This is a genomic window from Paraplanobispora siamensis (assembly GCF_016863175.1).
Taxonomy (GTDB): Bacteria; Actinomycetota; Actinomycetes; order Streptosporangiales; family Streptosporangiaceae; genus Planobispora; species Planobispora siamensis.
Genome location: NZ_BOOJ01000014.1, coordinates 45825 through 68148, shown reverse-complemented (window position 1 = coordinate 68148; position 22324 = coordinate 45825). Strand labels below are relative to the sequence as shown.

The following is a 22324-nucleotide window of genomic DNA, read 5'->3' as shown; positions in this document are numbered from 1 at the left end:
CATGGACGCCAACTACTTCGATCTGTCGGACGACACTCCCGTCTATGTGATCTCCGTCGCCGCCCAGCTGTCGGGTCTGCACCCGCAGACCCTGCGGCAGTACGACCGTCTCGGCCTGGTCAGCCCGGGCCGTACGGCTGGCCGCGGACGGCTCTACTCCACGCGCGACATCGTGATGCTCCGCGAGGTCCAGCGGCTCTCCCAGGAGGAGGGCATCAACCTCGCCGGCATCAAGCGGATCCTCGCGCTGGAGACCGAGGCCCTGCGCCTGCGCGACGAGAACCACCGGCTGCGCGCGGAGATGGCCACGATCCGCGCTCTGATCCAGTACCAGCTGCCACCCGCCTGACTCCCGCCACGAATCCGGGGGTCACGCGTTCTGCGAGGGGGCGGGGCCGAGCCGCCCCGATCCGCCGAACGAAGTGAGGCAATATAAATGGATTACAAACTTACTCAGAAGAGCCAGGAAGCGGTCTCCTCCGCCATCCGGCGGGCCGCCGCCGAGGGGAATCCCGAGGTCGCCCCGGTTCACCTGTTCACCTCACTGCTCGGCCAGACCGGCGGCACCACGGTGCCCCTGCTGGAGGCCGTCGGCGCCGACTGGAAGAAGGTGCGCGCCGAGGCGGAGACGCAGCTCGCGGCCCTGCCGAAGGCGCAGGGCGCCACGGTCGGCGCCCCGTCGAGCTCCCGCCAGCTGCTCACCGTGCTGAACACCGCCGCCCAGCGCGCCCGCCAGCTCGAGGACGAGTACGTCTCGACCGAGCACCTGCTGGTCGGCCTGGCGGCCGTCGGCGGGCCGGTGGCCGAGCTGCTGAAGTCGCGGGGGGCCACCCCGGAGGCGCTGCTCGACGCCTTCGAGAAGGTGCGCGGGCACGCCCGGGTCACCAGCGAGACCCCCGAGGACACCTACAAGGCGCTGGAGAAGTACGGCGTCGACCTGACCGAGCGGGCGCGGGCCGGCAAGCTCGACCCGGTGATCGGCCGTGACTCGGAGATCCGCCGGGTCGTGCAGGTGCTCAGCCGCCGCACGAAGAACAACCCGGTGCTCATCGGCGAGCCCGGCGTGGGCAAGACCGCCGTCGTGGAGGGCCTGGCCCAGCGCATCGTGGCCGGTGACGTGCCCTCCAGCCTGAAGGACAAGCGCCTGGTCGCCCTCGACCTGAGCGCGATGGTCGCGGGCGCCAAGTTCCGCGGCGAGTTCGAGGAGCGGCTCAAGGCCGTGCTCACCGAGATCAAGGAGAGCGACGGCCGGGTCGTCACCTTCATCGACGAGCTGCACACCATGGTCGGCGCGGGCGCGGCCGAGGGCGCCATGGACGCCGGCAACATGCTCAAGCCCATGCTGGCCAGGGGCGAGCTGCGGATGATCGGCGCCACCACCCTCGACGAGTACCGCGAGCGCATCGAGAAGGACCCCGCGCTGGAGCGCCGCTTCCAGCAGGTCTACGTGGGCGAGCCCAGCGTCGAGGACACCATCGCGATCCTGCGCGGCCTCAAGGGCCGCTACGAGGCGCACCACCAGGTCCAGATCGCCGACAGCGCGCTGGTCGCCGCCGCGGCGCTGTCCGACCGCTACATCACCTCCCGGTTCCTGCCGGACAAGGCCATCGACCTGATCGACGAGGCCGCCTCCCGGCTCCGCATGGAGATCGACTCCCGTCCCGTGGAGATCGACCAGCTCCAGCGCAACGTGGACCGGATGAAGATGGAGGAGCTCGCCCTCGCCAAGGAGACCGACGAGAGCAGCCTGCAGCGGCTGGAGCGGCTCCGCAAGGAGCTCGCCGACCGGCAGGAGGACCTCAACGCCCTGGTGGCCCGCTGGGAGCGGGAGAAGGCCGGGCTCAACCGGGTCGGCGACCTGAAGAAGCAGCTCGACGAGGCGCGCGTCGCCGCCGAGCGCGCCCAGCGCGACGGCGACTTCGAGGCCGCCTCCCGGCTGATGTACGGCGAGGTGCCCAGGCTGGAGGCCCAGCTGGCCGAGGCCAGCGCCGCCGCCGAGCCCGAGCAGGCCATGGTCAAGGAGGAGGTCGGCTCCGACGACATCGCCGAGGTGATCTCGTCCTGGACCGGCATCCCCGCGGGCCGCCTGCTGGAGGGCGAGACCGCCAAGCTGCTGCGCATGGAGGAGGAGCTGGGCCGGCGCCTGATCGGCCAGCGCGAGGCCGTCCAGGCCGTCTCCGACGCGGTGCGGCGCGCCCGCGCGGGCATCTCCGACCCCGACCGGCCGACCGGCAGCTTCCTGTTCCTCGGCCCCACCGGCGTCGGCAAGACCGAGCTGGCCAAGGCGCTGGCGGACTTCCTGTTCGACGACGAGCGGGCCATGGTCCGCATCGACATGAGCGAGTACTCCGAGAAGCACAGCGTCGCCCGTCTGGTCGGCGCCCCGCCCGGATACATCGGCTACGAGGAGGGCGGCCAGCTCACCGAGGCCGTGCGGCGCAGGCCGTACACCGTGGTGCTGCTGGACGAGGTCGAGAAGGCCCACCCCGAGGTCTTCGACATCCTCCTGCAGGTCCTGGACGACGGACGGCTCACCGACGGCCAGGGTCGCACGGTCGACTTCCGCAACACGATCCTGATCCTCACCTCCAACCTCGGATCGCAGTTCCTGGTGGACCCGAAGCTGGACAAGGACACCCAGCGCGAGTCCGTGATGGAGGCGGTGCGCGGCCGCTTCAAGCCGGAGTTCCTGAACCGGCTCGACGACGTGATCCTGTTCGAGGCGCTCGGCACCGAGGAGCTGTCCAAGATCGTGGATCTGCAGGTGACGCACCTGGCCAAGCGGCTGGCCGACCGGCGGCTCACGCTCACCGTGTGCCCGGCGGCGCGAGAGTGGCTGGCGCTGACCGGATACGACGCCCTGTACGGCGCCCGCCCGCTGCGCCGTCTGGTGCAGTCGGCGATCGGCGACCAGCTGGCCAGGAAGGTGCTCTCCGGCGAGATCCAGGACGGCGACGAGGTCGTGGTGGACCTCGACGACGCGCGGGACTCGCTGACCATCGCCCCCGTAAGGGGCTGAGCCCCCACCCCCGGGTCGTGCGCCCGGGGGTGATTCCCTCGTCCCGGCAAGGGCTCGTTCAGGATCGGGTCAAGCGCCCTCCCCGCCCGGCTCCCGCTGTTACCTTCGGCAGTCGTCAGGCCGCCGAAGGTAACAGGGGATGCGCATGTCGAACGTGCCGAGGAACATGGGGGGAATCCTCACGGCCGTGACGCTCGTGGCCCTGGCCGGCTGGGCGGCGCCCGCCCCGGCCGGCGCGGGCGTCCCGTCCTCCGGCGGGCGCGTCACCGCCGGTCTCCTCGCGGTCGACTCCTTCGCCGTCGATCCCTCCGTCGATCCCTCCGTCGATCTCTCTGCCGACTCCCTCGCCGACCCCTTCGCCCCGGAGTCCCGGCCGCTGGCCGACCGGCTGGCCAGGGCGGCCGGGCTGGAAGGGCTCTCCATGGCCTCGGCCGTGCTCAGCCTCGCCGATTCCGCGGGGGTGGCGGCGGCCATCGGCTTCCCCGCCCTGCCCTTCGGCCCTCCCGGCCATCCCGGCCTGGACCGGGTGGAGATGCTGCTGCCCACCCCGGACCTGCCGGGGCTCCCCGGCGCGCCGGCGACCCGCGCGGGCTTCACGGCCGGGGTGCCGTCGGTGCCGCGGCTGCGGGACGCGGCGGGGGCGCTGTCGACCGGCACGGTCCTGTCCCTGCCGGCGCCGTACCGGACCCCGCCGGAGACCGCGGTGGAGCCGGCGCCCCGCATGATCGGGCCGAGCGTCCCGGCCAGGTCCGCTTCCGGCCCGAGGCGGGATCCGTCGCGTCCCGGTCCGAGGCCTGATCGTCCCGCCAAGCCCGCCCGCCCGGTTCCGCGGACGTCGCCCGCGCCCACGCCCCCACCGGCGCCCCCGCTGGTCCTGCCGTTCGGCTGAGACCCCCGAGACGAGCACGAACCCCCCGCCAGCCGGCATGCGCCGCCCCCAGGGCGCACGACCGGCGGGCCGTGCGGGCCCCGGACGGCACGACCGGCCGACGGCGCGCACTCCGGGCCGCACGACCGACCGACGGCACGGACTCGGGCGGCACGGACTCGGGCGGCACGGCCTGCGGTCAGCGCGACAGGTCGAGCAGCGCGTCCATCTCGTCCTCGGGGAGCCCGAGGTCCACCCGGATCAGATAGCGCACGCGCAGGAGCGCCGCTCGTTCCTCGCTGTCCGGGGCCGCCGCCACGGCGCCCTCGGTGGCCCAGACGTGGGCCTCCCGCGGGTCCCCGTACGCGGCCAGCGTCTCGGCGACGGTCAGCGCGGTGGCCGGGGAGACCTCTCCGCGTTCCCGGATCGCCGAGATCACCTCCCGGGCCTCGTTGGGCCGTTCGAGCTCGAACAGCGTGTCGGCGATCCCGGCACGTGGATCGACGCCCGTATCACCCCCGTCGTCCACCGCCCGCTGGAAGCAGTCGAGAGCGCGGGCCGGCTGTCCGGCCTGCCGCCACGCCTCGGCAGCCAATATGAGAATGGCCGCTCGCGGGACGTCGCCGGACACGTAGGCTTCGACCAGGGCTTCCAGCCGCCGGGCGAGGCTTTCGTGATCATCGGCCAGCAGTGCCCGCTCAAGCAGCCGATCAAGGTGCTCACGTGTCACATGCGCCACATCGCGAGCGTACCGAGCGAGACTCTGCTTCGTCCGCCCAATAACAGGTATCGGTTAAGCAACCACATGTCTGCAATTGGTGACGTCGCGCGTGTCGCCTGAGGGGACGGGCATACCAGGGACGCCTCCCGTTGGCGGAGTGATGTCGTTCGAAGGAGCTGCGATGGGCGTTTCCCGGCAGACCACCTTCACTCTGGCGTGCATGACCGTCCTGTCCGTGGTGGTCCCGGGTTCCGCGGGATACCTCTCCGCGAGGCTGGACGCCGTCGACCGGGCGCATCAGCGGCTCGCCTCCCTGGAGGAACGACTCCGGGAGGAGCAGCTCGCCCGGCAGGACCGGACGGTCGCGGCGCTGGCCGCCTCCAGGCTCTGCGAGGCGGAGCGCTCAGAACGGCGGGAACCGGGCCGGAAGACCCCGCGCACGGTGACCGTGCCCGCACCCGCCGACGCCTTCGAGAAGGCGGCCCGGGCGGCCGAACGCGAGCGCAGGCGCAAGGCCCGGGAGCGCAGAGAGATCGCCGCGGTGTCGGAGACCGTGCAGGGCACGGTCGTCAGGAAGTCTCCGGAGGTCGTGGACCCGCTCGACGGCCCCCCGGCCAAGCCCCTGGCCGAGCCCCCCGACCGGATCTGGTCCTCCGGGCGTCCCCTCGGCTGAATCCGAGTCCCCGGTCCTCCGGCCGGGAACCCCGGGTCCTCAGGGGGCGGCGTCGGCGAACTGGCGGCTCAGATAGCCCCGGATCAGCCGCTTGGCCTCCTGGACGATCTGCGGGGCGCCCTCCGGGTCGTGGCGGAAGGCCAGCTTCAGCACCGCGTCCCCCGCCTCGACCGCGACCATGATGGCGAGGTCGAACTCCTCGCTGTCGGCCAGGCCGTACTCCTTCAGGAGCAGCCCGCGCAGGCGCCCGGCGATCACCGTGTTGTTGTCGGACACCCCGTCGAGCAGGTTGAGGTCGACCACGTCGCCGAAGTGCAGGGAGCGGAAGCCGGGGACGGTGCGGTGCATCTCGACGTACTCGTCGATGATCGCGTCGACCGCGTCCCACCAGCCGGAGTAGTCCTCCGACAGGAAGCGCGCGCCGATGCGCGACATGAACCTCTCCACGTGGCGCCGGGTCACCGCCTGGGTGATGGCCTTCTTGTCCGGGAAGAACTGGTAGATCGAACCGATCGCGACACCGGCGCGCTCGGCGATTCGCGTGGTGGACAGCGCCTCGTAGCCGATCTCGTCCAGCAGGTCGGCGCACGCGTCGAGCATCCGCTCGACGCGTCGCGCGCTGCGCCGCTGGGTGGGCTGGCGCCGCAGGGGAGCCTCACCGGACTCCTCGACAGGCAGGGTGGACACCCCACCATCTTGCCTGCCTATTCCCTCCAGGTCAGGCCCTCTGAATCAATCGGCGGATTTGCCCGGCTTGGCCGCCAGCCCGGTGCATCCGCGCAGCGCCTTCCAGTTTGTGAGGGCCTGCTGCCTGTTCGTCCCGGTGAGCGGGATCGGCACCCCACCCTGGATCACAGCGGGGGTCCACTGGTCCTTGATCACCTTGCGGCCTTCGATCGTCAGCGTGAGCACGCCGGTCCTGCCGGTGTCCGGTCCCCAGTTGTAGAAGACGAAGTTGCCCAGGCCGTAGTTGACGTAGGCGTTCCTCAGGTAGCCGCCGCCGAGCAGGATGTGGGCGTGGCCGCCCACGACCACGTCGGCGCCGGCCGCCACCAGCTTGGGCGCCAGGCCGCGCTGCGCCTCGTTCGGGCATTTCTGCAGCTCGGTGCCCCAGTGCAGGTGCACGATGACGGTGTCGGAGGTACGGCGCGCCTTACGCACCTCCTGGACGAGCCGCGCCTCGTTCTTGGCCGAGGCCAGGCCGCCCTTGCTGCCGGAGGCCGTCCAGGAGGAGATGAACTCGGCGTCGAGCACCTGGGTCGCGCCGATGATCGCCACCCGGTTGCCGTTGACGGTCGTCCGCCACGGCTTGTACGCCTCGGCCTCGTTCTTGCCCACGCCCACGACCGGGAACTTCGAGCGTTTGATCGCGGCCAGGGAGTCGGCCAGGCCGCTCTGCATGTAGTCCATGCCGTGGTTGTTGGCCAGGGACGCCACGTCCACCCCGGCCGCCTTCAGCGCGGTGAGCGCGCTGGCGGGGGCCCGGAAGGTGTACTGCTTGCCGGGCGCGGGGGTGCCGCCGGTGGTGATCGCGGTCTCCAGGTTCACCATCGCGAGGTCGGCCTTGCGCAGCACCTTGGCGATCGGGCCCAGCGCGGTGCGCGGGTTGGCGTCCAGCCTGCTGCGCAGGACGCCCTCGAAGTGCACGTCACCGCCGAAGGAGATGGTGAACGGCTTGCGCGCGGGGGCCGTGGGCTCGGCCGAGGTGGTCGGCTTCTCCACCACGTCCGGCGCCGCCCCCGGGGTCGACGACTCCGCCGCGGTGCAGGCCGCGGCGAGCAGAACGGATGCGGCGGCGGCGGTGGCCACACCGAGGCGGCGCGTATAGGTGTCCATCGTTATCCGAGCATGCCACCTCGGCCGCGATGAGCGCGACGACTCGCCACGCGACAGGTCCCCGTGGCCGAAACCGGGGCCGCTCATTAATTTCGGTGGTCAGGCCGGAGACATCACGAGCGGCCCGCACCTCACGGGACGGGCCGCTCTGCTGTCTCCCGCGGACGCGCGGCGCGCTCCGCCGGGGGCGTCTCCGGGGCCGGCCCTCGGGCGGCGGACGTCGAAGCTGTCGAAAACGGGACGGGGGACGACGTCACATATCGAACTCGCCGTCCTTGACGCCTCCCACGAAGGCGTCCCATTCACCCGGCGTGAAGATCAGAACGGGACCCTGCTGATTCTTGCTGTCCCGGACGCCCACTTTTCCATCAGAAAGGCGGGCGACCTCGACGCACTGCCCGTTCGCGGCACTGCGGGCGCTCTTCTTCCATGTGGCGCCCGCAATCTCGACTTCATACATGTTGGTTATCTCCTTTAACGGGAAGCGCCTTCGATTCCCGCTGGGACGGCCGCTCCGCAATCGAGGGCTTTATCTCCAACGTTCTTCGACAGTTTTCTGAATGATCTCTCGTGACGCGTCGACGCCGAACGCCTCCGACTGCAGACGGTCGAAGGCGATCTCGTAGTCATAGGCCATCTCCTCGTCCTCGACGAACCACGCGCTGTGGAGCGCCTCCAGGTACACCACGTCGTGGAACTCGGGGAACTTGAGATGGAAGAAGGAACCGGTGTTCACCGGGTGCTCCCTGTCCAGGGACAGGATCTGCACCCGGACGTTCGGCAGCCTGGACAGCTCGACCAACCGCTCGAGCTGGTCACGCATCACCGTCGCGCCGCCGAAACGGCGCAGCAACACCGACTCGTCCAGCACCACCCAGAGCCTGAGCGGGTCCACGCTCCTGAGGATGAGGTCCTGCCGGGCCATCCGTGCCTCGACCCGGCTGCGGAACTCCCCCGGAGGAATCCGGGTGATCGCCTGCGTGGAACGGATGACCTCGCGGGCGTAGTCCTCGGTCTGCAGGAGACCGGGCACGATCTGGGGTTCCCAGTTCAGCGCGGAGACGGCCTCCACCTCCAGCCCCAGCAGAGTCGTGTACTCCTGGGGCAGGGAGCCAGAATAGTCCTCCCACCACCCTCGCCGTGCCGCATCACGGTGAAGCTCGAGTAACTCCTGTTGCAGGGCCGTGCCTACCTCATAAAGCTCGGCGAGGGCTTCGACGTCGCTTCTTCTCGGCATGGTCTTGGCGTTCTCGATGCGACTGACCTTAGACGCCGACCATTTCAATCTCGTTGCGACGTCCTCACCGCTCAGGTCACGGCGTTCGCGCAACCGGCGCAACTCCTGCCCGAGCCTGAGCCGGCGAACGGTTGGACTGCCACGTTCGGGCACCGTCCGGACCCCCCTCACCGATATGCAGGTGTATCGCCAAAGGACTCCTCGGGTCCTTCGATCAGAGACTCCCGGCTCATGGTACTGCAAGTTGCACGGGATACTGCGGCGACGTCACCGGTATTAGTGCCTTGCGACCCCCTATTAACCGTACGGCGAAAGGAGGTTGTCTATAGAACCTTCGCACCGGTCACTGGAGTCGGTCCCCTTGTTTTCCGGAGAACCGCGACCCCCGGCCGCCTCCCGCACCCGACCTGCTCCAGAGGCATCCCCGCCCCGTCCTCTCCCGGCCCCCTCTCCTCTTCCGTGCAACTTGCACGAGGGGTTGCACTCAAATTTTTTCGATATTTCCAGTGGAGGTATTGCAGCATTTGACATCGGGGAGGACCATCTGCTTACAGAGCCCCGCGCGGGGGCACGACGGCGGCGCGCAGCCGCCGGGGCATCGAGGAGGCGCACCGCGGCGGAGACGGGAAGAGCAGCAGGCGACGGCTCACGGTCGCACGCATCGCAAGGGGCCCGGAAAGGGCGAAGAACGCACCGGGCCGGCGGCCACCAGCCCGGGTGCCACAAGAGCTCCGCATCGACGCCACGAAAGGAGCCTCCCATGTGCCTCCACGCTATCAACGGGATTTCCGGATTCAAAACCTGGATCACCCGTTTGATCGAGCACGCCGACCGGGAACTGTGCATGGACCAGGATGAATGGGCCTACCGGCTCGGCTGGACCGTTAAAAAGACAGGTTTCGGGGCCCGCCTCTATCGCAATCCCCTCTTCGACCTGCAGAAGGCGGAGCGGATATACGCCGAGAGCGTGAACGAGAATGTCGCTGCATGATCACCGCGAAACCTCCCACCGGCCGCTGGGCGTCCCCGGACCGCTCCAGCGGCCGACGTCTCTGCGGTGGTTGCGGCGGCCGGCGTCCGCCGGGCGGTTCCGGCGGCGGCGGACGGAGATCACCCTGGCGGCGATCATCGGCGCGGCCACGATCCTGACGCTCGCCGCCGCCCTGCGCGGGGGCGCCTGGTGGCCGTTCCTCGCCCTCACGAGCATGATCTGGGTCCCCGCCGTCACCGGCGAGACGACCGCGGCCGGCGCCCGCGGGTCTTCCTTTCCCCTCCGGTACCGGGTAATGATGAGTCCATTCGTCGAACCCAGGAGTACCGATGAGAACCGCGCACCGCACCTGCCCCCTCTGCGAGGCCGTCTGCGGCCTGCGGCTCACGCTTGACGACACCGGGCACGTCACCTCGGTCAAGGGCGATCCCGACGACCCCTTCTCCCGGGGGTTCATCTGCCCCAAGGGGGCCAGCCTCGGCCGTCTCGACGAGGACCCCGACCGTCTGCGCGCCCCGATGGTCCGCACCGGACAGTCGTGGGCCGAGGTCTCCTGGGAGGAGGCCTTCCGCACCGTGGAGCGGGGTCTCACCTCGGTGATCGAGGCGCACGGCCGCCAGTCCCTGGCCGTCTACCTCGGCAACCCGAACGCACACTCCATGGCCGGCGCCCTGTACGGCGCGCCGCTGATCCGGGCCCTGGGCACCCGCAACGTCTTCTCCGCCAGCACCGCCGACCAGATGCCCAAGCACGTCTCCTGCGGCCTGATGTTCGGCGACCCGCTCGCCATCCCGGTGCCCGACCTCGACCGCACCGACTATCTGCTGATGCTCGGCGCCAACCCGCTGGAGTCCAACGGCTCGCTGTGCACCGCGCCCGACTTCCCCGGCCGGCTGAAGGCGCTGCGCGCGCGGGGCGGCCGGTTCGTGGTCGTCGACCCCCGCCGCACCCGCACCGCCGCCCTGGCCGACGAGCACCTGTTCGTCCGGCCCGGCACCGACGCCTACCTGCTGTTCGGCATCGTCCACACGCTCTTCGCCGAGGACCTCACCTCGGTCGGCGTCGAGGTCGAGGGACTGGCGGAGATCCGCGAGCTGGCCGCGGAGTTCTCCCCCAAGGCCGTGGCCGAGCTGTGCGGGGTCCCCGCCGAGACCGTCGAGCGGCTGGCGCGCGAGCTGGCCGCGGCCCCCACGGCCGCCGTCTACGCCCGCATCGGCACCTGCACCGCCGAGTTCGGGACCGTCGCGCAGTGGCTGGTGGACGTGATCAACGTCCTGACCGGCAACCTCGACCGGCCGGGCGGCGTGATGTTCGCCAAGCCCGCGGTCGAGACCGGCCGCAGGCGCAGGCCGTACACCACGGGCCGCTGGCACAGCCGCGTCCGCGGGCTGCCGGAGGCGAACGGCGAACTGCCCGTGGCCACCCTCGCCGACGAGATCGAGACCCCCGGCGAGGGTCAGGTCAGGGCGCTGGTGACGGTGGCGGGCAACCCGGTGCTGTCGGCGCCGAACGGGGCCAGGCTGGACCGGGCCTTCGGCGGCCTGGAGTTCATGGTCTGCGTCGACCCCTACCTCAACGAGACCACCCGGCACGCGGACGTGATCCTGCCGCCGCCCCCGGTGATGCGGACGCCGCACTACGACTTCGCGCTGCTGCCCTTCGCCGTGCGCAACTACACCAGGTTCTCCCCGCCGGTGCTGCCGCCGGAGCCGGACCGGCCCGCCGAGGCCGAGATCCTGGCCCGGCTGACGATGATCGCCTCGGGTCAGGGCGCGCAGGCCGACCCGGCGCTGCTGGACGAGCTGATCATCGACCAGATGCTGCGCAGGGCCGTCGAGACGCCCGGCTCGCCCGTCGAGGGCCGGGACCCGGCCGAACTGCGCGCCGGACTGCAGGGCGGCACCGGGGCGGAGCAGCGCCTGGACGCCATGCTCAAGCTCGGGCCCTACGGCCTGTCGCTGCAGGCGCTCCTGAACGCCCCGAACGGGATCGACCTCGGCCCGCTGCGGCCGCGGCTGGCGGAGGTGCTGTGCACGGCCTCGGGCCGGGTGGAGCTGGCCCCGCCGCAGCTGGTCGAGGACGTCGTACGGCTGCGCGGGCGGCTGGCCGCGCCGCCCGCGGAGATGGTGCTGATCGGCCGGCGCCACCTGCGCTCCAACAACAGCTGGCTGCACAACGTGGGCCCGCTGGTCGGCGGGAGCAACCGGTGCACGCTGCAGATCAACCCGCAGGACGTGGCCCGGCTCGGGCTCGACGGGCACGCCGTGGTCCGCAGCGCCGCCGGGGAGCTGACCGTGCCGCTGGAGCCGACCGACACGATCATGCCCGGGGTGGTGAGCCTGCCCCACGGCTGGGGCCACGCCGGCAGCGCCCAGCGGGTCGCGGCCGAGCACGCCGGAGTGAGTGTGAACACCCTGACGGACGAGTCGGAGGTCGACGTTCCCTCGGGCAACGCCGTGTTCAACGGGGTTCCGGTCACGCTCGCTCCGATCTGATCGCATGGCCGATCGGGAATCGGCCGCCCGCGCGGACTAGGCTTGCGCGGGTGACCACCCCTCCAGAACAGGATCGTCTGCAGTCCCAGCTCGCCTTCGCGATGGAGATCGACAAGCTCAGACGCATCGTCCGCCGAAACACCCTGATGGACGGATCCCGGCGGGAGAACGACGCCGAGCATTCGTGGTACGTGGGCATGCTGGCGATGGTTCTGGCCGAGCACGCGCCGCCCGGCACCGACATGGACAGGGTCGTCGCGATGCTGCTCGTCCACGACATCGTCGAGATCGACGCCGGTGACACGTTCATCTACGACAACTCGGCCGTCGAGGCCCAGCTCGGCATCGAGCGCAAGGCCGCCGACCGGATCTTCGGGCTGCTCCCCGACGACCAGGCCAAGCGGATGCGCGCGCTCTGGGACGAGTTCGAAGAGCGCAAGACCCCCGAGGCCCGCTTCGCCAAGGCCCTGGACCGGATCGCCCCGATCATGGCCAACCACCACAACGAGGGCGGCACCTGGTCGCTCTACAAGGTGACGGCCGAGCAGGTCCTGGAGAAGGTGAAGATCATAGAAGAGGGATCGCTGACGCTCGGGGCCTACGCCACCGAGATCATCGAGCTCTCCATCAGCCGGGGACATCTGGCGCGTGCATAACGCGGTTCCCGGGTAGGTCCCTATTGCTTGAGAGGGGGCGATGGTGAAGGAAACAGTCAAAACGGGGCGCCGGAGCCTCAGACAACTGGTGCCTCCGATCGATCTCGCCGGACGGATCGAGAGGTCCTCCAGAACCGACCGCCCGATCCGGGCGCTCGCCAAGGCGGTGCGCCAACGGATCGGACCGGGGCCGCTGCGCGACCTGCTGCACGGGGTCCCGCTCGGCAAACCCCTTCACCCTCCGCTGGCCACCCTCACCGTGGGCTGCATGTTCACCACCGCGGTGCTCGACATGGTCAAGGCCGACCCCCGCGCGACGCGGGCGGTGCTCCTGACCGGTCTGGGCGGCGCGATCCCGACCGCGGCGGCCGGGATCACCGACTGGTCCTCGCTCCACCGGGAGCAGCAGCGGGTCGGGCTCGTGCACGCGGCCGCCAACCTGGCCGCGGTCGGCCTCTACACCGCCTCGCTGGTGATGCGGCTGACCGGGCGCGAGCGCGCCGGGCGCGCGCTGTCGTACGCGGGACTGGCGGCGGCCGGCGCGGGCGGCTATCTGGGCGGCCACATGGCCTACCGGCAGGCCGCCGGGGCCAACCACGCCGAGGTGGTCACCCACCTCGTCCCGCTGGGCTGGCACGACCTGTGCGCCCTGAAGGACCTGCCCGACGGCCGTCCGGTGGCCCGGAGGCTGGGCTACATCGACCTGTTCGTGCTGCGGGTGGGCGAGACGGTGACGGTGCTCGCCGACCGCTGCTCGCACCTGGCCGGACCGCTGCACCAGGGACGGCTGGTGGCCGAGAACGGGACCACCTGCGTGGTGTGCCCGTGGCACGGGACCACCTTCCGGCTGTCGGACGGCGCCGTCGTGCACGGACCCGGGACCGCGCCGCAGCCGTCCTTCGACACGCGGATCCGCCGCGACGGCATCATCCAGGTGCGCCCCTCGCACACCTGACGGCCCTCGCGCCCGGCGGCGCACAGGTCGGCCGGGCGCGTCCGGGTCAGTCGTCCGCGCCGTCGGCGTCGGCGGGATGTTCGACCAAGGCCAGGATCCGGCTCGACATGAACCGGGCGGTACGCACCGCCGTACCGCTCCGGGTGACCTCGCTGACCTCGACGACGCCGCCGCGTTGGTTGGCGACCTCCACCCGGCGACCCGCCTTGGTCGCCTCGACCTCGTACGTACGCGAGGTGCCTCCCGCGTCGATGATGATCTCTACCTTGTCGCCTTTCATGCCGGATTTATACCCATAACGTGTAGGTTTTATCCGTACACCAGTTTGATTATCGCGACTATGCCGACGCAGACGATGAAGCCGCGCAGCACCGGCGCGGGCAGCCGGCGGCCCACCCTGGCGCCGAGGAAACCGCCGATCGTCGCGCCCCCCGCCACCAGCAGCACCGCGATCCAGTCCACCTCCGCGATCAGGACGAACAGCACCGCCGCCGTCGCGTTGACCAGCAGGGACAGCACGTTCTTGGCGGCGTTCACCCGCTGCAGGTCGTCGTCGAGGAAGATCCCCAGCAACCCGATGAGCAGCACGCCCTGGGCCGCGCCGAAGTAGCCGCCGTAGATCCCGGCCGCGAAGACGCCGAGCCAGAGCCAGGGGCCGCCGTGCGGGTGGGCGTGCTCACGCCAGGCGTTCAGCCAGCCGTTCAGCTTCGGCTGGAGCACCACCAGGACGCACGCCAGGCCGATCAGGATCGGCACGATCACGTTGAAGGTGGAGGCGGGCAGGAAGAGCAGGAGCACGCCGCCGATGAGGGAGCCGACCACCGATCCGGTCCCCAGCCGGAGCAGCCGCTCGCGCTGCCCCTTCAGCTCGGCGCGGTAGCCCAGCGCCCCGGTCAGCGACCCGGGCACCAGGCCGATGTTGTTGGAGACGTTGGCCACGATCGGCGGCAGCCCGACCGCCACCATCGTCGGAAACGTGATCAGCGATCCCGAGCCGACGACGGCGTTGATGCCCCCGGCCCCCACACCGGCCGCGAAAATCGCGACGGCCTCCCACGGCGTCATACGCCCTCCTCACTCGTACGGCTCGCGCCCGTGAACGGTGCACGGCACTTCACCGCACCTTAGGAGGGGTGCACGGCCCGGCCGGTGGCGGGGTGTCCTTTCCCGGCGACTCCCTGCTCCGGACGTCCCCGCTCTAGACGTCCTTTCCGGGGACGTCCCTGCCGTGGGAGTCCCGGCCCGCGGTGTCCTGGCCGCCCGTGGCGTCCGGACCGGCGCCGTTGGCGCCGGAGGCCGGCACGCCGCCGCTCTCGCCCGTCATGTGCGAGAACAGGCCGCCGAGCCCTTCCAGGGCCTTACCCATCTCCGAGGGCACGATCCACACCTTGTTGGCGTCGCCCTTGGCGATCTGCGGCAGCGTCTGCAGGTACTGGTAGGCCAGCAGCTGCTGGTCGGGCTTGCCCTCGTGGATGGCCTTGAAGACCATGGAGATCGCGTCGGCCTCGCCCTTGGCCCGCATCGCCTTGGCCTCGGCCTCGGCCTGCGCCTTGAGCACCGCGGCCTCCGCCTCGCCCCGCGCCTTGAGGACCACGGCCTGCTTCTGGCCCTCGGCCGTGAGGATGGCCGCCTGCTTCTGGCCCTCGGCGGCGAGCACGGCGGCCCGCTTGTCGCGGTCGGCGCGCATCTGCTTCTCCATCGAGTCCTGGATGGAGGCCGGGGGGTCGATCGCCTTGAGCTCGACCCGGTTGACCCGGATGCCCCACTTGCCGGTGGCCTCGTCGAGCACCCCGCGCAGCTCGGTGTTGATCTCCTCGCGGGAGGTGAGCGTGCGCTCCAGGTCCATGCCGCCGACCACGTTGCGCAGCGTGGTCACGGTGAGCTGCTCGACGCCGGTCAGGAAGTTGGCGATCTCGTAGGTGGCGGCCCGGGGGTCGACGACCTGGAAGTAGATCACCGTGTCGATGGAGACCACGAGGTTGTCGGAGGTGATGACCGGCTGCGGCGGGAACGACACGACCTGCTCGCGCAGGTCGATCGTGCCCTTGATCCGGTCGATGAAGGGCACGACCAGGTTCAGCCCGGGCAGGAGGGTGCGGTGGTAGCGGCCGAGCCTCTCCACGATCCCGGCCGTGGCCTGGGGGACGATGCGAATCGTCCGGATCAGCGCGAACGCCGCGATGGCCACCACGATGAGAGCGACGACAAGCGGTGGTTCCATACGGCCACTCCGGACGGTCGAATCAAGTGGATCTCTCGTCTCGGGAAGGATATTTCCTTTTACTTTTGTTTACCCCGGTCAAGCCATAACGACTCAGAACTGATGTGCCCGGGCGTACCAGCGCCCGTCGGAGCCCCGCTCCAGACTGAGCGGGATGCCGAAGGTGTGCGCCAGGTTGTCGGCGGTCATCACGTGCTCGATCGGGCCCTGGGCGACCACGGAGCCGTGCCGCAGCAGCAGGGCGTGGGTGAACCCGACCGGCACCTCCTCCACGTGGTGGGTGACCAGCACCATCGTCGGGGCCTTGGGATCGCCTGCGAACATCGCCAGGCGGCGCACCAGGTCCTCCCGGCCGCCGAGGTCGAGCCCGGCCGCGGGCTCGTCGAGCAGGAGCAGCTCGGGGTCCGGCATCAGCGCCCTGGCGATCTGCACCCGCTTGCGCTCGCCCTCCGACAGCGTGCCGAAGCGGCGCCTGATCAGGTGGGCGCACCCGAACTGGTCGATCAGCTCGACGGCCCGGGTGACGTCGTTGGAGTCGTACTCCTCCGTCCAGCGGCCGAGGATCGCGTAGGAGGCGGTGAGCACCAGGTCGATGACCTTCTCGTCCTGCGGGACCTTCTCGGCCAGCGCGGCGCTGGCGAGACCGATCCGGGGCCGCAGGTCGAAGACGTCGGTCTGGCCGAGCCGCTCGCCCAGGATCTCCACCACGCCCTCGGAGGGGAACAGCATGGCCCCCACGACCTGCAGCAGCGTCGTCTTGCCGGCGCCGTTGGGGCCGATGACGACCCACCGCTCGTCCTCGTGGACGGTCCAGTCGATGTTCCGCAGCAGGGCCGCACCGTCTCTGCGGACGGTGACGTCCTGCAACCGAAGCACCTGACCGCCCATGCCCCAACGCCTCCTTGAGAATCGCTCGAACAAAACCTATTGCAGTGCGAGGACATATCGTGGACCGGTGCACCCTGATTCACCGATCTCGGCCACGCTCGTCTGCTGGGGCAACGCATGGCTCACCGGCCGGGCCGGTCTCGACGAGGCCGCCGACCGCGTGGAACGCCAGGGCGGGCCCCAGCTCGCCGCCGGTCCCGACGGGGACGTCCCGCTGCGGAGCCTCCTGGCCGACCTGCGCGTCGAGGGCATGACATCGCTGCGCCTGGCGCTCCCCGTCGCCGGCGACCCGCTCGGGCTCACCGGACCGCCCCCCTTCAACGCCGCGGCCATCGAGGCCGGACAGGCGGCGGTCGCCGTGCTTCCCGGCAGATGCCTCGGGCTGGTCCCGGTACGGGACCGCCGCGGATCATCGTACGCCGGAGTGCGCTGGGAGGTGTTCGACGCCGCCGCCGCCGTTCCGGACGTTCCCTCCCTCGCCGAGGCCGAGCGCGACCTGACCCTCACCATGCACGCGGCGACCGACGCCCTGCGCGGCGTGGAGGGGCCCGCCCAGGGCCACCGGCCGGTGCGGGCCGACAGCGACGGCCTGGCCCCCGGCTATCCCGCCCGCGCCCACCGGGTCGCCGCCCTGGCCGCCCGGCTGGCGGCGGTGATCCGCCTGGCCGACGACCGCGGCCTGACCTCGGGCCAGATCGCCGTCAGGGGCCAGGCCCTGCGCGACCTCGACCGCGCCGTACGGCGGGCCCGGGTGGCCGCCCACCACGCCATCACCGAGCTCGTCTGAGCCACGCGGCTCAGGCCAGGCCGTGCCGTACGGCGTACAGCGCGGCCTGGGTCCTGTCCTGGACCCCGAGCTTCATCAGGACGTTGGAGACGTGGGTCTTGACCGTCTTCTCCGCCACCGACAGGTCCCGGGCGATCTCGCGGTTGGACCGGCCCGAGGCGATCAGGGCCAGCACCTCGCGCTCGCGGTCGGTCAGCGGCGCCACCGGCTCGGCCGCCCCGGCGGCGGCCGGTCCCGGGGCGGGAGCGGCGAGCACGGCCTCGGCGGCCTCGGCGGCCAGCAGGACCTGGCCCTCGTGGACCGCGCGGATGGCCCGCACCAGCGCCATGGGCTCGACGTCCTTGTAGAGGAACCCGGCGGCCCCGGCCCGCATGGCCGGGGCCACGTCCCCGCGGTCGCTGACCGAGGTCAGCACCAGCACGCGCGGCGACAGCCCCCGCTCCGCCAGCCGTTCCAGCGTCCCCAGGCCGTCCAGGACCGGCATCTTCAGATCGAGCAGCAGCACGTCCGGTGAGAGCGACTCCGCCAGGGCCACCGCCTCGGTCCCGTCGGCCGCCTCGCCCACCACCTCCAGGTCGTCCTGCAGGTCCAGGAACGTGCGCAGCCCCTGCCGGACGACCGGATGGTCGTCGGCGATCAGCACCCGGATCATCCCGGCACCCTCCTCCGCGCTCACACGGGCACCTCCATCCTGACCACCGTGCCCCCGCCCGGCTCCGAGGTCACCCGCACGCTCCCGCCCAGGGCCTCGGCCCGGTCGTTCATCGAGGCGATGCCCAACCCCCGCCCCGAGGCGGCGGCGACGTCGAACCCGGCCCCGTCGTCGCGCACCTCCAGCACGACCCGCCCGTCCTCGCAGCCGAGCCGTACGGCCACCGCCCGGGCCCCGGCGTGCCGGGAGGCGTTGTGCAGCGCCTCCTGGGCCACCCGCAGCACGGCCGTCTCGGCCGCCGGCCCGAGCGCGCACACCGGGTTCTCCTCGAAGGTGAACGACGCCGGGTGGATGCGGTCCAGCAGGCGGACCTGCTTGCGGAGGGTCTCGGCCAGCCCGTGCCGGTCGAGCTCCGCCGGGCGCAGCTCCACGATCACCGCGCGGAGCTCGGCCAGCGCCTCCCCGGCCAGCCGCCCCACCCGCTCCAGCTCCTCCACCGCCCGGCAGGGGTCGCGGGCCACCAGCGCGGCCGCCGCCTGGGCGGTCAGGCGCAGGGAGAACAGCTTCTGGGTGACCGCGTCGTGCAGCTCCCGCGCCATCCGGGTGCGCTCCTCGACCAGCGCGAGCTCCCGGCCGCTCTCGTACAGGCGCGCGTTGGTGAGGGCGATCGCGGCGTGCGCGGCGAACATGGTCAGCAGCCGCTGGTCGGCCTCGGTGAACCCGCCGGGGGCCCGCTTGTTGGACAGGAAGATGATGCCCAGCACCTGGTCGCCGTCGCGGATGGGCACCCCGAGGAAGTCCTTGAGCACCGGATGGGCCCGCGGCCAGTACTCGAAGCGGGGGTCCCTGCGGATGTCGGCCAGCCGGACCGGCTCCCCCTCGCGCAGCATCGCCCCGAGCATGCCGTGCTGGCGCGGGGTCGGGCCGATGGCCTCCCACTCCTCGTCGGAGATGCCCTCGGCGACGAACTCGGCGAACGCCCCCTCCTCGTCCGGCACCCCGAGCGCGGCGTAGCGGGCGTCCAGCAGCTGCCCCGCCGAGCGGACGATGACCTGGAGCACCTCGCGGACCGACAGGTGCCGGGTCACCGCGAGCACGGCGGAGCTGACCGCGTTGAGGAGACCGTCGCGGTCCTCCCCCGCGGGACGACCGAGGTCCTCACCGGCAGAGCTCACGGACAAACTCTAGGCAACCGGGCCGCCTCCCGGCCCCGGCCATCGGTCCTAGGCCGATGGGCCGGGCCCAGGCCGGTCCCGCGGCCGATGTGCGCGCGGGGCCCGCTTCCTAGCGTCGGAGGCATGACGAAGACAGCACTCATCACCGGCGCCTCCCGCGGCCTGGGCCTGGCGCTGGCCCGCGCCCTCGCCGCCGACGGCTGGCGGCTGCTCCTGACCGCCCGCGGCGCCGACGCGCTCAAACCCGTCGCCGACGAGCTCGGCGCCTTCGCCCTGGCCGGCGACGTGGCCGACCCGGTCCACCGGGACCGGCTGGCGCGCGCCGTACACGACCGGGGTGGACTGGACCTGCTGGTCAACAACGCCTCCGGGCTGGGCGCGGTGCCGCTGCCGCCGCTGGCCTCCTATCCCCTGGACGTCCTGGAGGCGTTGTTCAGGACCAACGTGCTGGCCCCGCTGGCGCTGATCCAGGCGACCCTGCCGGGGCTGCGGGAGCGGCACGGCGCGGTCGTCAACATCTCCTCCGACGCCGCGGTGGGCGCCTACGAGGGCTGGGGCGGGTACGGCGCGACCAAGGCCGCCCTGGACCAGCTGTCCAACGTGCTGGCCGCCGAGGAGCCCGACGTCGCGGTCTGGTGGGTGGACCCCGGCGAGATGAACACGGTCATGCTCGCCGACGCGGTCGGCGCCGGGGAGGCCGCGGCCGCTCCCGGCCCCGAAACGGTAGTCCCCACTCTCCTGCGCCTGATCGAGACCCGCCCGGCCGGCGGCAGGGTGAGCCACGCATGAGCGCCGGAACCTGGAGCGGGCTCGCGGCGAGCGTCATGACCGAGGACTTCACGCTCCCCCACGAGCTGGAGGCACGCGAGCCGCCGGAGGCGCGGGGGCCCTCCCGCGACGCGGTCCGGCTGCTGGTCTCCGACGGCGGGACCGGAGAGGTAGGTCATCACGCCTTCACCGAGCTGCCCGGCCTGCTGCGCCCCGGCGACCTGCTGGTGGTCAACAACTCCGCCACGCTGCCCGCCGCGGTCCGCCTGGACCGGCTGGCGGTGCACTTCTCGACCGAGCTGGAGGACGGCACGTGGCTGGTCGAACTGCGCCGCCGTACGGCCTCGGCCACCGAGCCCTTCACCGGGGGCGCCGACGGCGAGTGGCTGCCGCTGCCCGGCGGGGCGACCCTGCGGCTGCTGGAACGCCGCACCCCGCGCCTGTGGCGGGCCCGGCTCGACCGCCCGGTCCCCGCCTACCTGGGCAGGCACGGCGTGCCGATCCGCTACTCCTACGTGGAGCGGGACTGGCCGCTGGAGGCCTACCAGACCGTGTTCGGGGTGGTGCCGGGCAGCGCGGAGATGCCCAGCGCCGGGCGGCCGTTCACCTCCGACCTGGTGACGGCGCTGGTGTCGCGCGGGATCGGCGTCGCGCCGATCACGCTGCACACGGGTGTGGCGTCCCCGGAGAAGGACGAGCCGCCCTACCCGGAGCGCTTCGAGGTGCCTGAGGCCACCGCGCGCCAGGTGGCCCTCACCCGCGAGGCGGGCGGGCGGGTGGTCGCGGTGGGCACGACCGTGGTGCGGGCGCTGGAGACGGCCGCGCTCCCGGACGGCGGGGCCGTACCGGGAGCGGACGGTGGGGCGGGGGCGCTCCCGGACGGCGGGGTCAGGGCCGTGCGCGGCTGGACCTCCCACGTCGTCACGCCCTCGGCCGGGGTCCGGGCGGTGGACGGGCTGATCACGGGGCTGCACGAGCCTCGCTCAAGCCACCTGCTGATGCTGTCCGCGGTCGCCGGAGGGGAACTGCTGTCCCGGTCCTACGCGGAGGCGCTGCGCGAGGGGTACCTCTGGCACGAGTTCGGCGACCTCCACCTGATCCTGCGCTGACCGCGGGGAGGCACCCCGGCCCCCCTGCGGTCACCGCGCTCGCCGTGATCGCTTCCTCCCCGGCCACGGCCTCCGCCCAGCAGGCGCCGCCGCTGTCGCCGCTGAAGCTGACGGCCTACTACCCCCGCCGCGTCTACGCGGGCGACACGATCACCTACACGCTCAAGGCCGAGAACGCCGGCGACCTGGCCACCGACCTCGTCTACATCGGCGGCTACGTCCCCAAGCAGGCCCGCAAGGTCCAGATCACCGGCCCGTCCGGCTCCTACTGCGAGGCCGATGGCCGCGAGGTCGCCTGCCTGTTCGACCGGATCAAGCCGGGCAGGACCGTCACCGTCAAGGTCAAGGTCTGGCTCCGGGGCGGTGCGAGCGGCACCGCGACGGCCGAATTCGCCACCGCCTCCATCGACGTCCCCGCGGGCGGCGTGGAGACCCTGAGCATCGACAACCTCGACACCGGCGTCGGCCTGAAGTACGTGAAGGTCGAGACCCGCATCCTGCGGTAGTCGCGGGCGGCGGCCCCGCAATGTGCGGGCATCCTCATATGCACGGGGCCGCCGGACCCGGCAGGATCCTTTCCATGACAGCTGCGGCCGAGCTCAGGATCATCCTGGCCGAGGACCACTATCTGGTGCGCGAGGGCACCCGCCGGCTCCTGGAGTCATCCGGGGAGATCGAGGTGGTGGCCGCCGTGGGCACCGCCGACGAACTGCTCGACGCCGCCAGGCGGCTGGGGCCCGACGTCGTGGTGACCGACATCCGCATGCCGGGCTCGGCCGACCTGGTCCGTCCCGGCATGGAGGGCATCGACGCCGCCCACCGCATCCGGGCCGCCTCGCGGGACATCGGGGTCGTCGTCCTGTCGCAGTTCTCCGACGCGATGTTCGCGCTCGACCTGTTCAGGGACGGCACCGAGGGGCGGGCCTATCTCCTGAAGGACCGGGTCGGCGACCTCGACGAGCTGCTCGGCGCGATCCGCTCCGTGGCGGCGGGCGGGTCGGTGATCGACCCCAAGGTCGTGGAGGGGCTGCTGGCCAAGCGGGGCGTCAGTGACAGGCCGCCGCCCGCCGAACTGACGCCCCGGGAGCTCGACGTGCTCCGCGAGATGGCCCACGGCCTGTCCAACGGGGGCATCGCCCGGGCCCTGCACCTGTCGGTCTCCGCGATCGAGAAGCACGTGAACTCCATCTTCATGAAGCTGGCCCTGGAGAACAGCCCCGACACCCACCGCCGGGTGGCCGCCGTCATCACCTACCTCGGCTCGGCCTAGGCC

24 protein-coding genes and 1 pseudogene are annotated in these 22324 nt (G+C 71.7%); 13 read left to right on the top strand and 12 right to left on the bottom strand.

All coding sequences use genetic code 11. The features are described 5' to 3' along the window. Position 1: 1 nt before the first annotated feature. The 3 genes and pseudogenes from Psi01_RS07660 to Psi01_RS07650 all read left to right on the top strand — a co-directional run. A pseudogene (locus Psi01_RS07660) lies at positions 2 to 254 on the top strand (heat shock protein transcriptional repressor HspR); the annotation flags it as partial. Positions 255 to 436: 182 nt separating this feature from the next. Then, positions 437 to 3019 carry an ATP-dependent chaperone ClpB gene (gene clpB / locus Psi01_RS07655; protein WP_204063238.1) on the top strand — a complete coding sequence of 861 codons (2583 nt, stop codon included), beginning with the start codon at positions 437 to 439 and terminating at the stop codon, positions 3017 to 3019. A gap of 145 nt (positions 3020 to 3164) precedes the next feature. After that, positions 3165 to 3908 (top strand): hypothetical protein, encoded by a 744-nt coding sequence (locus Psi01_RS07650; RefSeq protein WP_204063237.1) that lies wholly within the window; start codon positions 3165 to 3167, stop codon positions 3906 to 3908. 178 nt (positions 3909 to 4086) lie between these two features. On the opposite strand, the gene Psi01_RS07645 is transcribed toward Psi01_RS07650, so the two are convergent. Beyond that, entirely contained in the window at positions 4087 to 4626 is a 540-nt protein-coding gene (locus Psi01_RS07645) for a tetratricopeptide repeat protein (protein ID WP_204063236.1), read from the bottom strand. A 163-nt stretch (positions 4627 to 4789) separates the two neighbouring features. On the opposite strand from Psi01_RS07645, the gene Psi01_RS07640 reads away from it, so the two are divergent. Next, the gene (locus Psi01_RS07640) at positions 4790 to 5281 is read left to right on the top strand and encodes a hypothetical protein (protein ID WP_204063235.1); all 492 of its coding nucleotides are present in this window, start codon (positions 4790 to 4792) and stop codon (positions 5279 to 5281) included. 39 nt (positions 5282 to 5320) lie between these two features. On the opposite strand, the gene Psi01_RS07635 is transcribed toward Psi01_RS07640, so the two are convergent. From Psi01_RS07635 to Psi01_RS07620, 4 genes are all read right to left on the bottom strand, one after another. After that, the gene (locus Psi01_RS07635; RefSeq protein WP_204063234.1) at positions 5321 to 5968 is read right to left on the bottom strand and encodes a TetR/AcrR family transcriptional regulator; all 648 of its coding nucleotides are present in this window, start codon (positions 5966 to 5968) and stop codon (positions 5321 to 5323) included. A gap of 45 nt (positions 5969 to 6013) precedes the next feature. Further along, a complete protein-coding gene (locus Psi01_RS07630; RefSeq protein WP_204063233.1) occupies positions 6014 to 7117 on the bottom strand; it encodes a CapA family protein in 1104 nt (367 codons plus the stop codon). 253 nt (positions 7118 to 7370) lie between these two features. Then, positions 7371 to 7577: a DUF397 domain-containing protein gene (locus tag Psi01_RS07625; protein WP_204063232.1), complete on the bottom strand. Its 207-nt coding sequence runs from the start codon at positions 7575 to 7577 to the stop codon at positions 7371 to 7373. A gap of 69 nt (positions 7578 to 7646) precedes the next feature. Beyond that, positions 7647 to 8507, bottom strand: a complete 861-nt coding sequence (locus Psi01_RS07620; RefSeq protein WP_204063231.1) for a helix-turn-helix domain-containing protein — start codon at positions 8505 to 8507, stop codon at positions 7647 to 7649. A 607-nt stretch (positions 8508 to 9114) separates the two neighbouring features. Between Psi01_RS07620 and Psi01_RS07615 the strand changes: the two genes are divergently transcribed. After that, positions 9115 to 9345, top strand: coding sequence for a hypothetical protein (locus tag Psi01_RS07615; RefSeq protein WP_204063230.1), 231 nt, complete (start codon positions 9115 to 9117; stop codon positions 9343 to 9345). Here Psi01_RS07615 and Psi01_RS07610 read toward each other — a convergent pair whose 3' ends face one another. Further along, positions 9346 to 9561, bottom strand: coding sequence for a hypothetical protein (locus Psi01_RS07610; RefSeq protein ID WP_204063229.1), 216 nt, complete (start codon positions 9559 to 9561; stop codon positions 9346 to 9348). It lies immediately after the preceding gene. 113 nt (positions 9562 to 9674) lie between these two features. Here Psi01_RS07610 and Psi01_RS07605 point away from each other — a divergent pair, with 113 nt between their 5' ends. From Psi01_RS07605 to Psi01_RS07595, 3 genes are all read left to right on the top strand, one after another. Beyond that, entirely contained in the window at positions 9675 to 11840 is a 2166-nt protein-coding gene (locus Psi01_RS07605) for a molybdopterin-dependent oxidoreductase (protein WP_204063228.1), read from the top strand. Positions 11841 to 11941: 101 nt separating this feature from the next. Beyond that, the gene (locus Psi01_RS07600) at positions 11942 to 12496 is read left to right on the top strand and encodes an HD domain-containing protein (protein ID WP_239127323.1); all 555 of its coding nucleotides are present in this window, start codon (positions 11942 to 11944) and stop codon (positions 12494 to 12496) included. A gap of 88 nt (positions 12497 to 12584) precedes the next feature. Then, the gene (locus Psi01_RS07595; protein WP_239127291.1) at positions 12585 to 13451 is read left to right on the top strand and encodes a Rieske (2Fe-2S) protein; all 867 of its coding nucleotides are present in this window, start codon (positions 12585 to 12587) and stop codon (positions 13449 to 13451) included. A gap of 46 nt (positions 13452 to 13497) precedes the next feature. Here Psi01_RS07595 and Psi01_RS07590 read toward each other — a convergent pair whose 3' ends face one another. The 4 genes from Psi01_RS07590 to Psi01_RS07575 form a co-directional block, all read right to left on the bottom strand. After that, positions 13498 to 13731 (bottom strand): DUF8836 family protein, encoded by a 234-nt coding sequence (locus tag Psi01_RS07590; protein ID WP_204063225.1) that lies wholly within the window; start codon positions 13729 to 13731, stop codon positions 13498 to 13500. Positions 13732 to 13760: 29 nt separating this feature from the next. Then, complete coding sequence (locus tag Psi01_RS07585; RefSeq protein ID WP_204063224.1) at positions 13761 to 14516, bottom strand: sulfite exporter TauE/SafE family protein; 756 nt, start codon at positions 14514 to 14516, stop codon at positions 13761 to 13763. A 133-nt stretch (positions 14517 to 14649) separates the two neighbouring features. Further along, positions 14650 to 15672: an SPFH domain-containing protein gene (locus Psi01_RS07580; RefSeq protein WP_204063223.1), complete on the bottom strand. Its 1023-nt coding sequence runs from the start codon at positions 15670 to 15672 to the stop codon at positions 14650 to 14652. A 93-nt stretch (positions 15673 to 15765) separates the two neighbouring features. After that, positions 15766 to 16560 (bottom strand): ABC transporter ATP-binding protein, encoded by a 795-nt coding sequence (locus tag Psi01_RS07575; RefSeq protein ID WP_203876559.1) that lies wholly within the window; start codon positions 16558 to 16560, stop codon positions 15766 to 15768. Between the two features lie 67 nt (positions 16561 to 16627). On the opposite strand from Psi01_RS07575, the gene Psi01_RS07570 reads away from it, so the two are divergent. Beyond that, the gene (locus Psi01_RS07570) at positions 16628 to 17347 is read left to right on the top strand and encodes an Rv1486c family protein (RefSeq protein ID WP_204063222.1); all 720 of its coding nucleotides are present in this window, start codon (positions 16628 to 16630) and stop codon (positions 17345 to 17347) included. Positions 17348 to 17357: 10 nt separating this feature from the next. Here Psi01_RS07570 and Psi01_RS07565 read toward each other — a convergent pair whose 3' ends face one another. Both Psi01_RS07565 and Psi01_RS07560 read right to left on the bottom strand, forming a co-directional pair. Beyond that, positions 17358 to 17999, bottom strand: a complete 642-nt coding sequence (locus tag Psi01_RS07565; protein WP_204063382.1) for a response regulator — start codon at positions 17997 to 17999, stop codon at positions 17358 to 17360. 20 nt (positions 18000 to 18019) lie between these two features. After that, positions 18020 to 19174 carry a GAF domain-containing sensor histidine kinase gene (locus Psi01_RS07560; RefSeq protein ID WP_204063221.1) on the bottom strand — a complete coding sequence of 385 codons (1155 nt, stop codon included), beginning with the start codon at positions 19172 to 19174 and terminating at the stop codon, positions 18020 to 18022. Positions 19175 to 19297: 123 nt separating this feature from the next. Between Psi01_RS07560 and Psi01_RS07555 the strand changes: the two genes are divergently transcribed. From Psi01_RS07555 to Psi01_RS07540, 4 genes are all read left to right on the top strand, one after another. Continuing rightward, positions 19298 to 19963 carry an SDR family NAD(P)-dependent oxidoreductase gene (locus Psi01_RS07555; protein WP_204063220.1) on the top strand — a complete coding sequence of 222 codons (666 nt, stop codon included), beginning with the start codon at positions 19298 to 19300 and terminating at the stop codon, positions 19961 to 19963. Beyond that, positions 19960 to 21051 carry an S-adenosylmethionine:tRNA ribosyltransferase-isomerase gene (locus tag Psi01_RS07550; RefSeq protein WP_239127289.1) on the top strand — a complete coding sequence of 364 codons (1092 nt, stop codon included), beginning with the start codon at positions 19960 to 19962 and terminating at the stop codon, positions 21049 to 21051. The genes Psi01_RS07555 and Psi01_RS07550 overlap by 4 nt, the downstream gene beginning before the upstream one ends. Positions 21052 to 21095: 44 nt before the next feature. Next, complete coding sequence (locus Psi01_RS07545; RefSeq protein ID WP_204063219.1) at positions 21096 to 21557, top strand: DUF11 domain-containing protein; 462 nt, start codon at positions 21096 to 21098, stop codon at positions 21555 to 21557. Positions 21558 to 21631: 74 nt separating this feature from the next. Next, the gene (locus Psi01_RS07540; protein WP_204063218.1) at positions 21632 to 22321 is read left to right on the top strand and encodes a response regulator transcription factor; all 690 of its coding nucleotides are present in this window, start codon (positions 21632 to 21634) and stop codon (positions 22319 to 22321) included. Positions 22322 to 22324: the final 3 nt, after the last annotated feature.

Coding starts and splice junctions, on each gene's coding strand:
- clpB (WP_204063238.1), top strand. CDS start 437: ATGGATTACAAACTTACTCAGAAGAGCCAGGAAGCGGTCTCCTCCGCC.
- Psi01_RS07650 (WP_204063237.1), top strand. CDS start 3,165: ATGTCGAACGTGCCGAGGAACATGGGGGGAATCCTCACGGCCGTGACG.
- Psi01_RS07640 (WP_204063235.1), top strand. CDS start 4,790: ATGGGCGTTTCCCGGCAGACCACCTTCACTCTGGCGTGCATGACCGTC.
- Psi01_RS07630 (WP_204063233.1), bottom strand. CDS start 7,117: ATGGACACCTATACGCGCCGCCTCGGTGTGGCCACCGCCGCCGCCGCA.
- Psi01_RS07625 (WP_204063232.1), bottom strand. CDS start 7,577: ATGTATGAAGTCGAGATTGCGGGCGCCACATGGAAGAAGAGCGCCCGC.
- Psi01_RS07615 (WP_204063230.1), top strand. CDS start 9,115: ATGTGCCTCCACGCTATCAACGGGATTTCCGGATTCAAAACCTGGATC.
- Psi01_RS07610 (WP_204063229.1), bottom strand. CDS start 9,561: ATGCTCGTGAGGGCGAGGAACGGCCACCAGGCGCCCCCGCGCAGGGCG.
- Psi01_RS07605 (WP_204063228.1), top strand. CDS start 9,675: ATGAGAACCGCGCACCGCACCTGCCCCCTCTGCGAGGCCGTCTGCGGC.
- Psi01_RS07600 (WP_239127323.1), top strand. CDS start 11,942: ATGGAGATCGACAAGCTCAGACGCATCGTCCGCCGAAACACCCTGATG.
- Psi01_RS07590 (WP_204063225.1), bottom strand. CDS start 13,731: ATGAAAGGCGACAAGGTAGAGATCATCATCGACGCGGGAGGCACCTCG.
- Psi01_RS07585 (WP_204063224.1), bottom strand. CDS start 14,516: ATGACGCCGTGGGAGGCCGTCGCGATTTTCGCGGCCGGTGTGGGGGCC.
- Psi01_RS07580 (WP_204063223.1), bottom strand. CDS start 15,672: ATGGAACCACCGCTTGTCGTCGCTCTCATCGTGGTGGCCATCGCGGCG.
- Psi01_RS07575 (WP_203876559.1), bottom strand. CDS start 16,560: ATGGGCGGTCAGGTGCTTCGGTTGCAGGACGTCACCGTCCGCAGAGAC.
- Psi01_RS07565 (WP_204063382.1), bottom strand. CDS start 17,999: ATGATCCGGGTGCTGATCGCCGACGACCATCCGGTCGTCCGGCAGGGG.
- Psi01_RS07555 (WP_204063220.1), top strand. CDS start 19,298: ATGACGAAGACAGCACTCATCACCGGCGCCTCCCGCGGCCTGGGCCTG.
- Psi01_RS07550 (WP_239127289.1), top strand. CDS start 19,960: ATGAGCGCCGGAACCTGGAGCGGGCTCGCGGCGAGCGTCATGACCGAG.
- Psi01_RS07540 (WP_204063218.1), top strand. CDS start 21,632: ATGACAGCTGCGGCCGAGCTCAGGATCATCCTGGCCGAGGACCACTAT.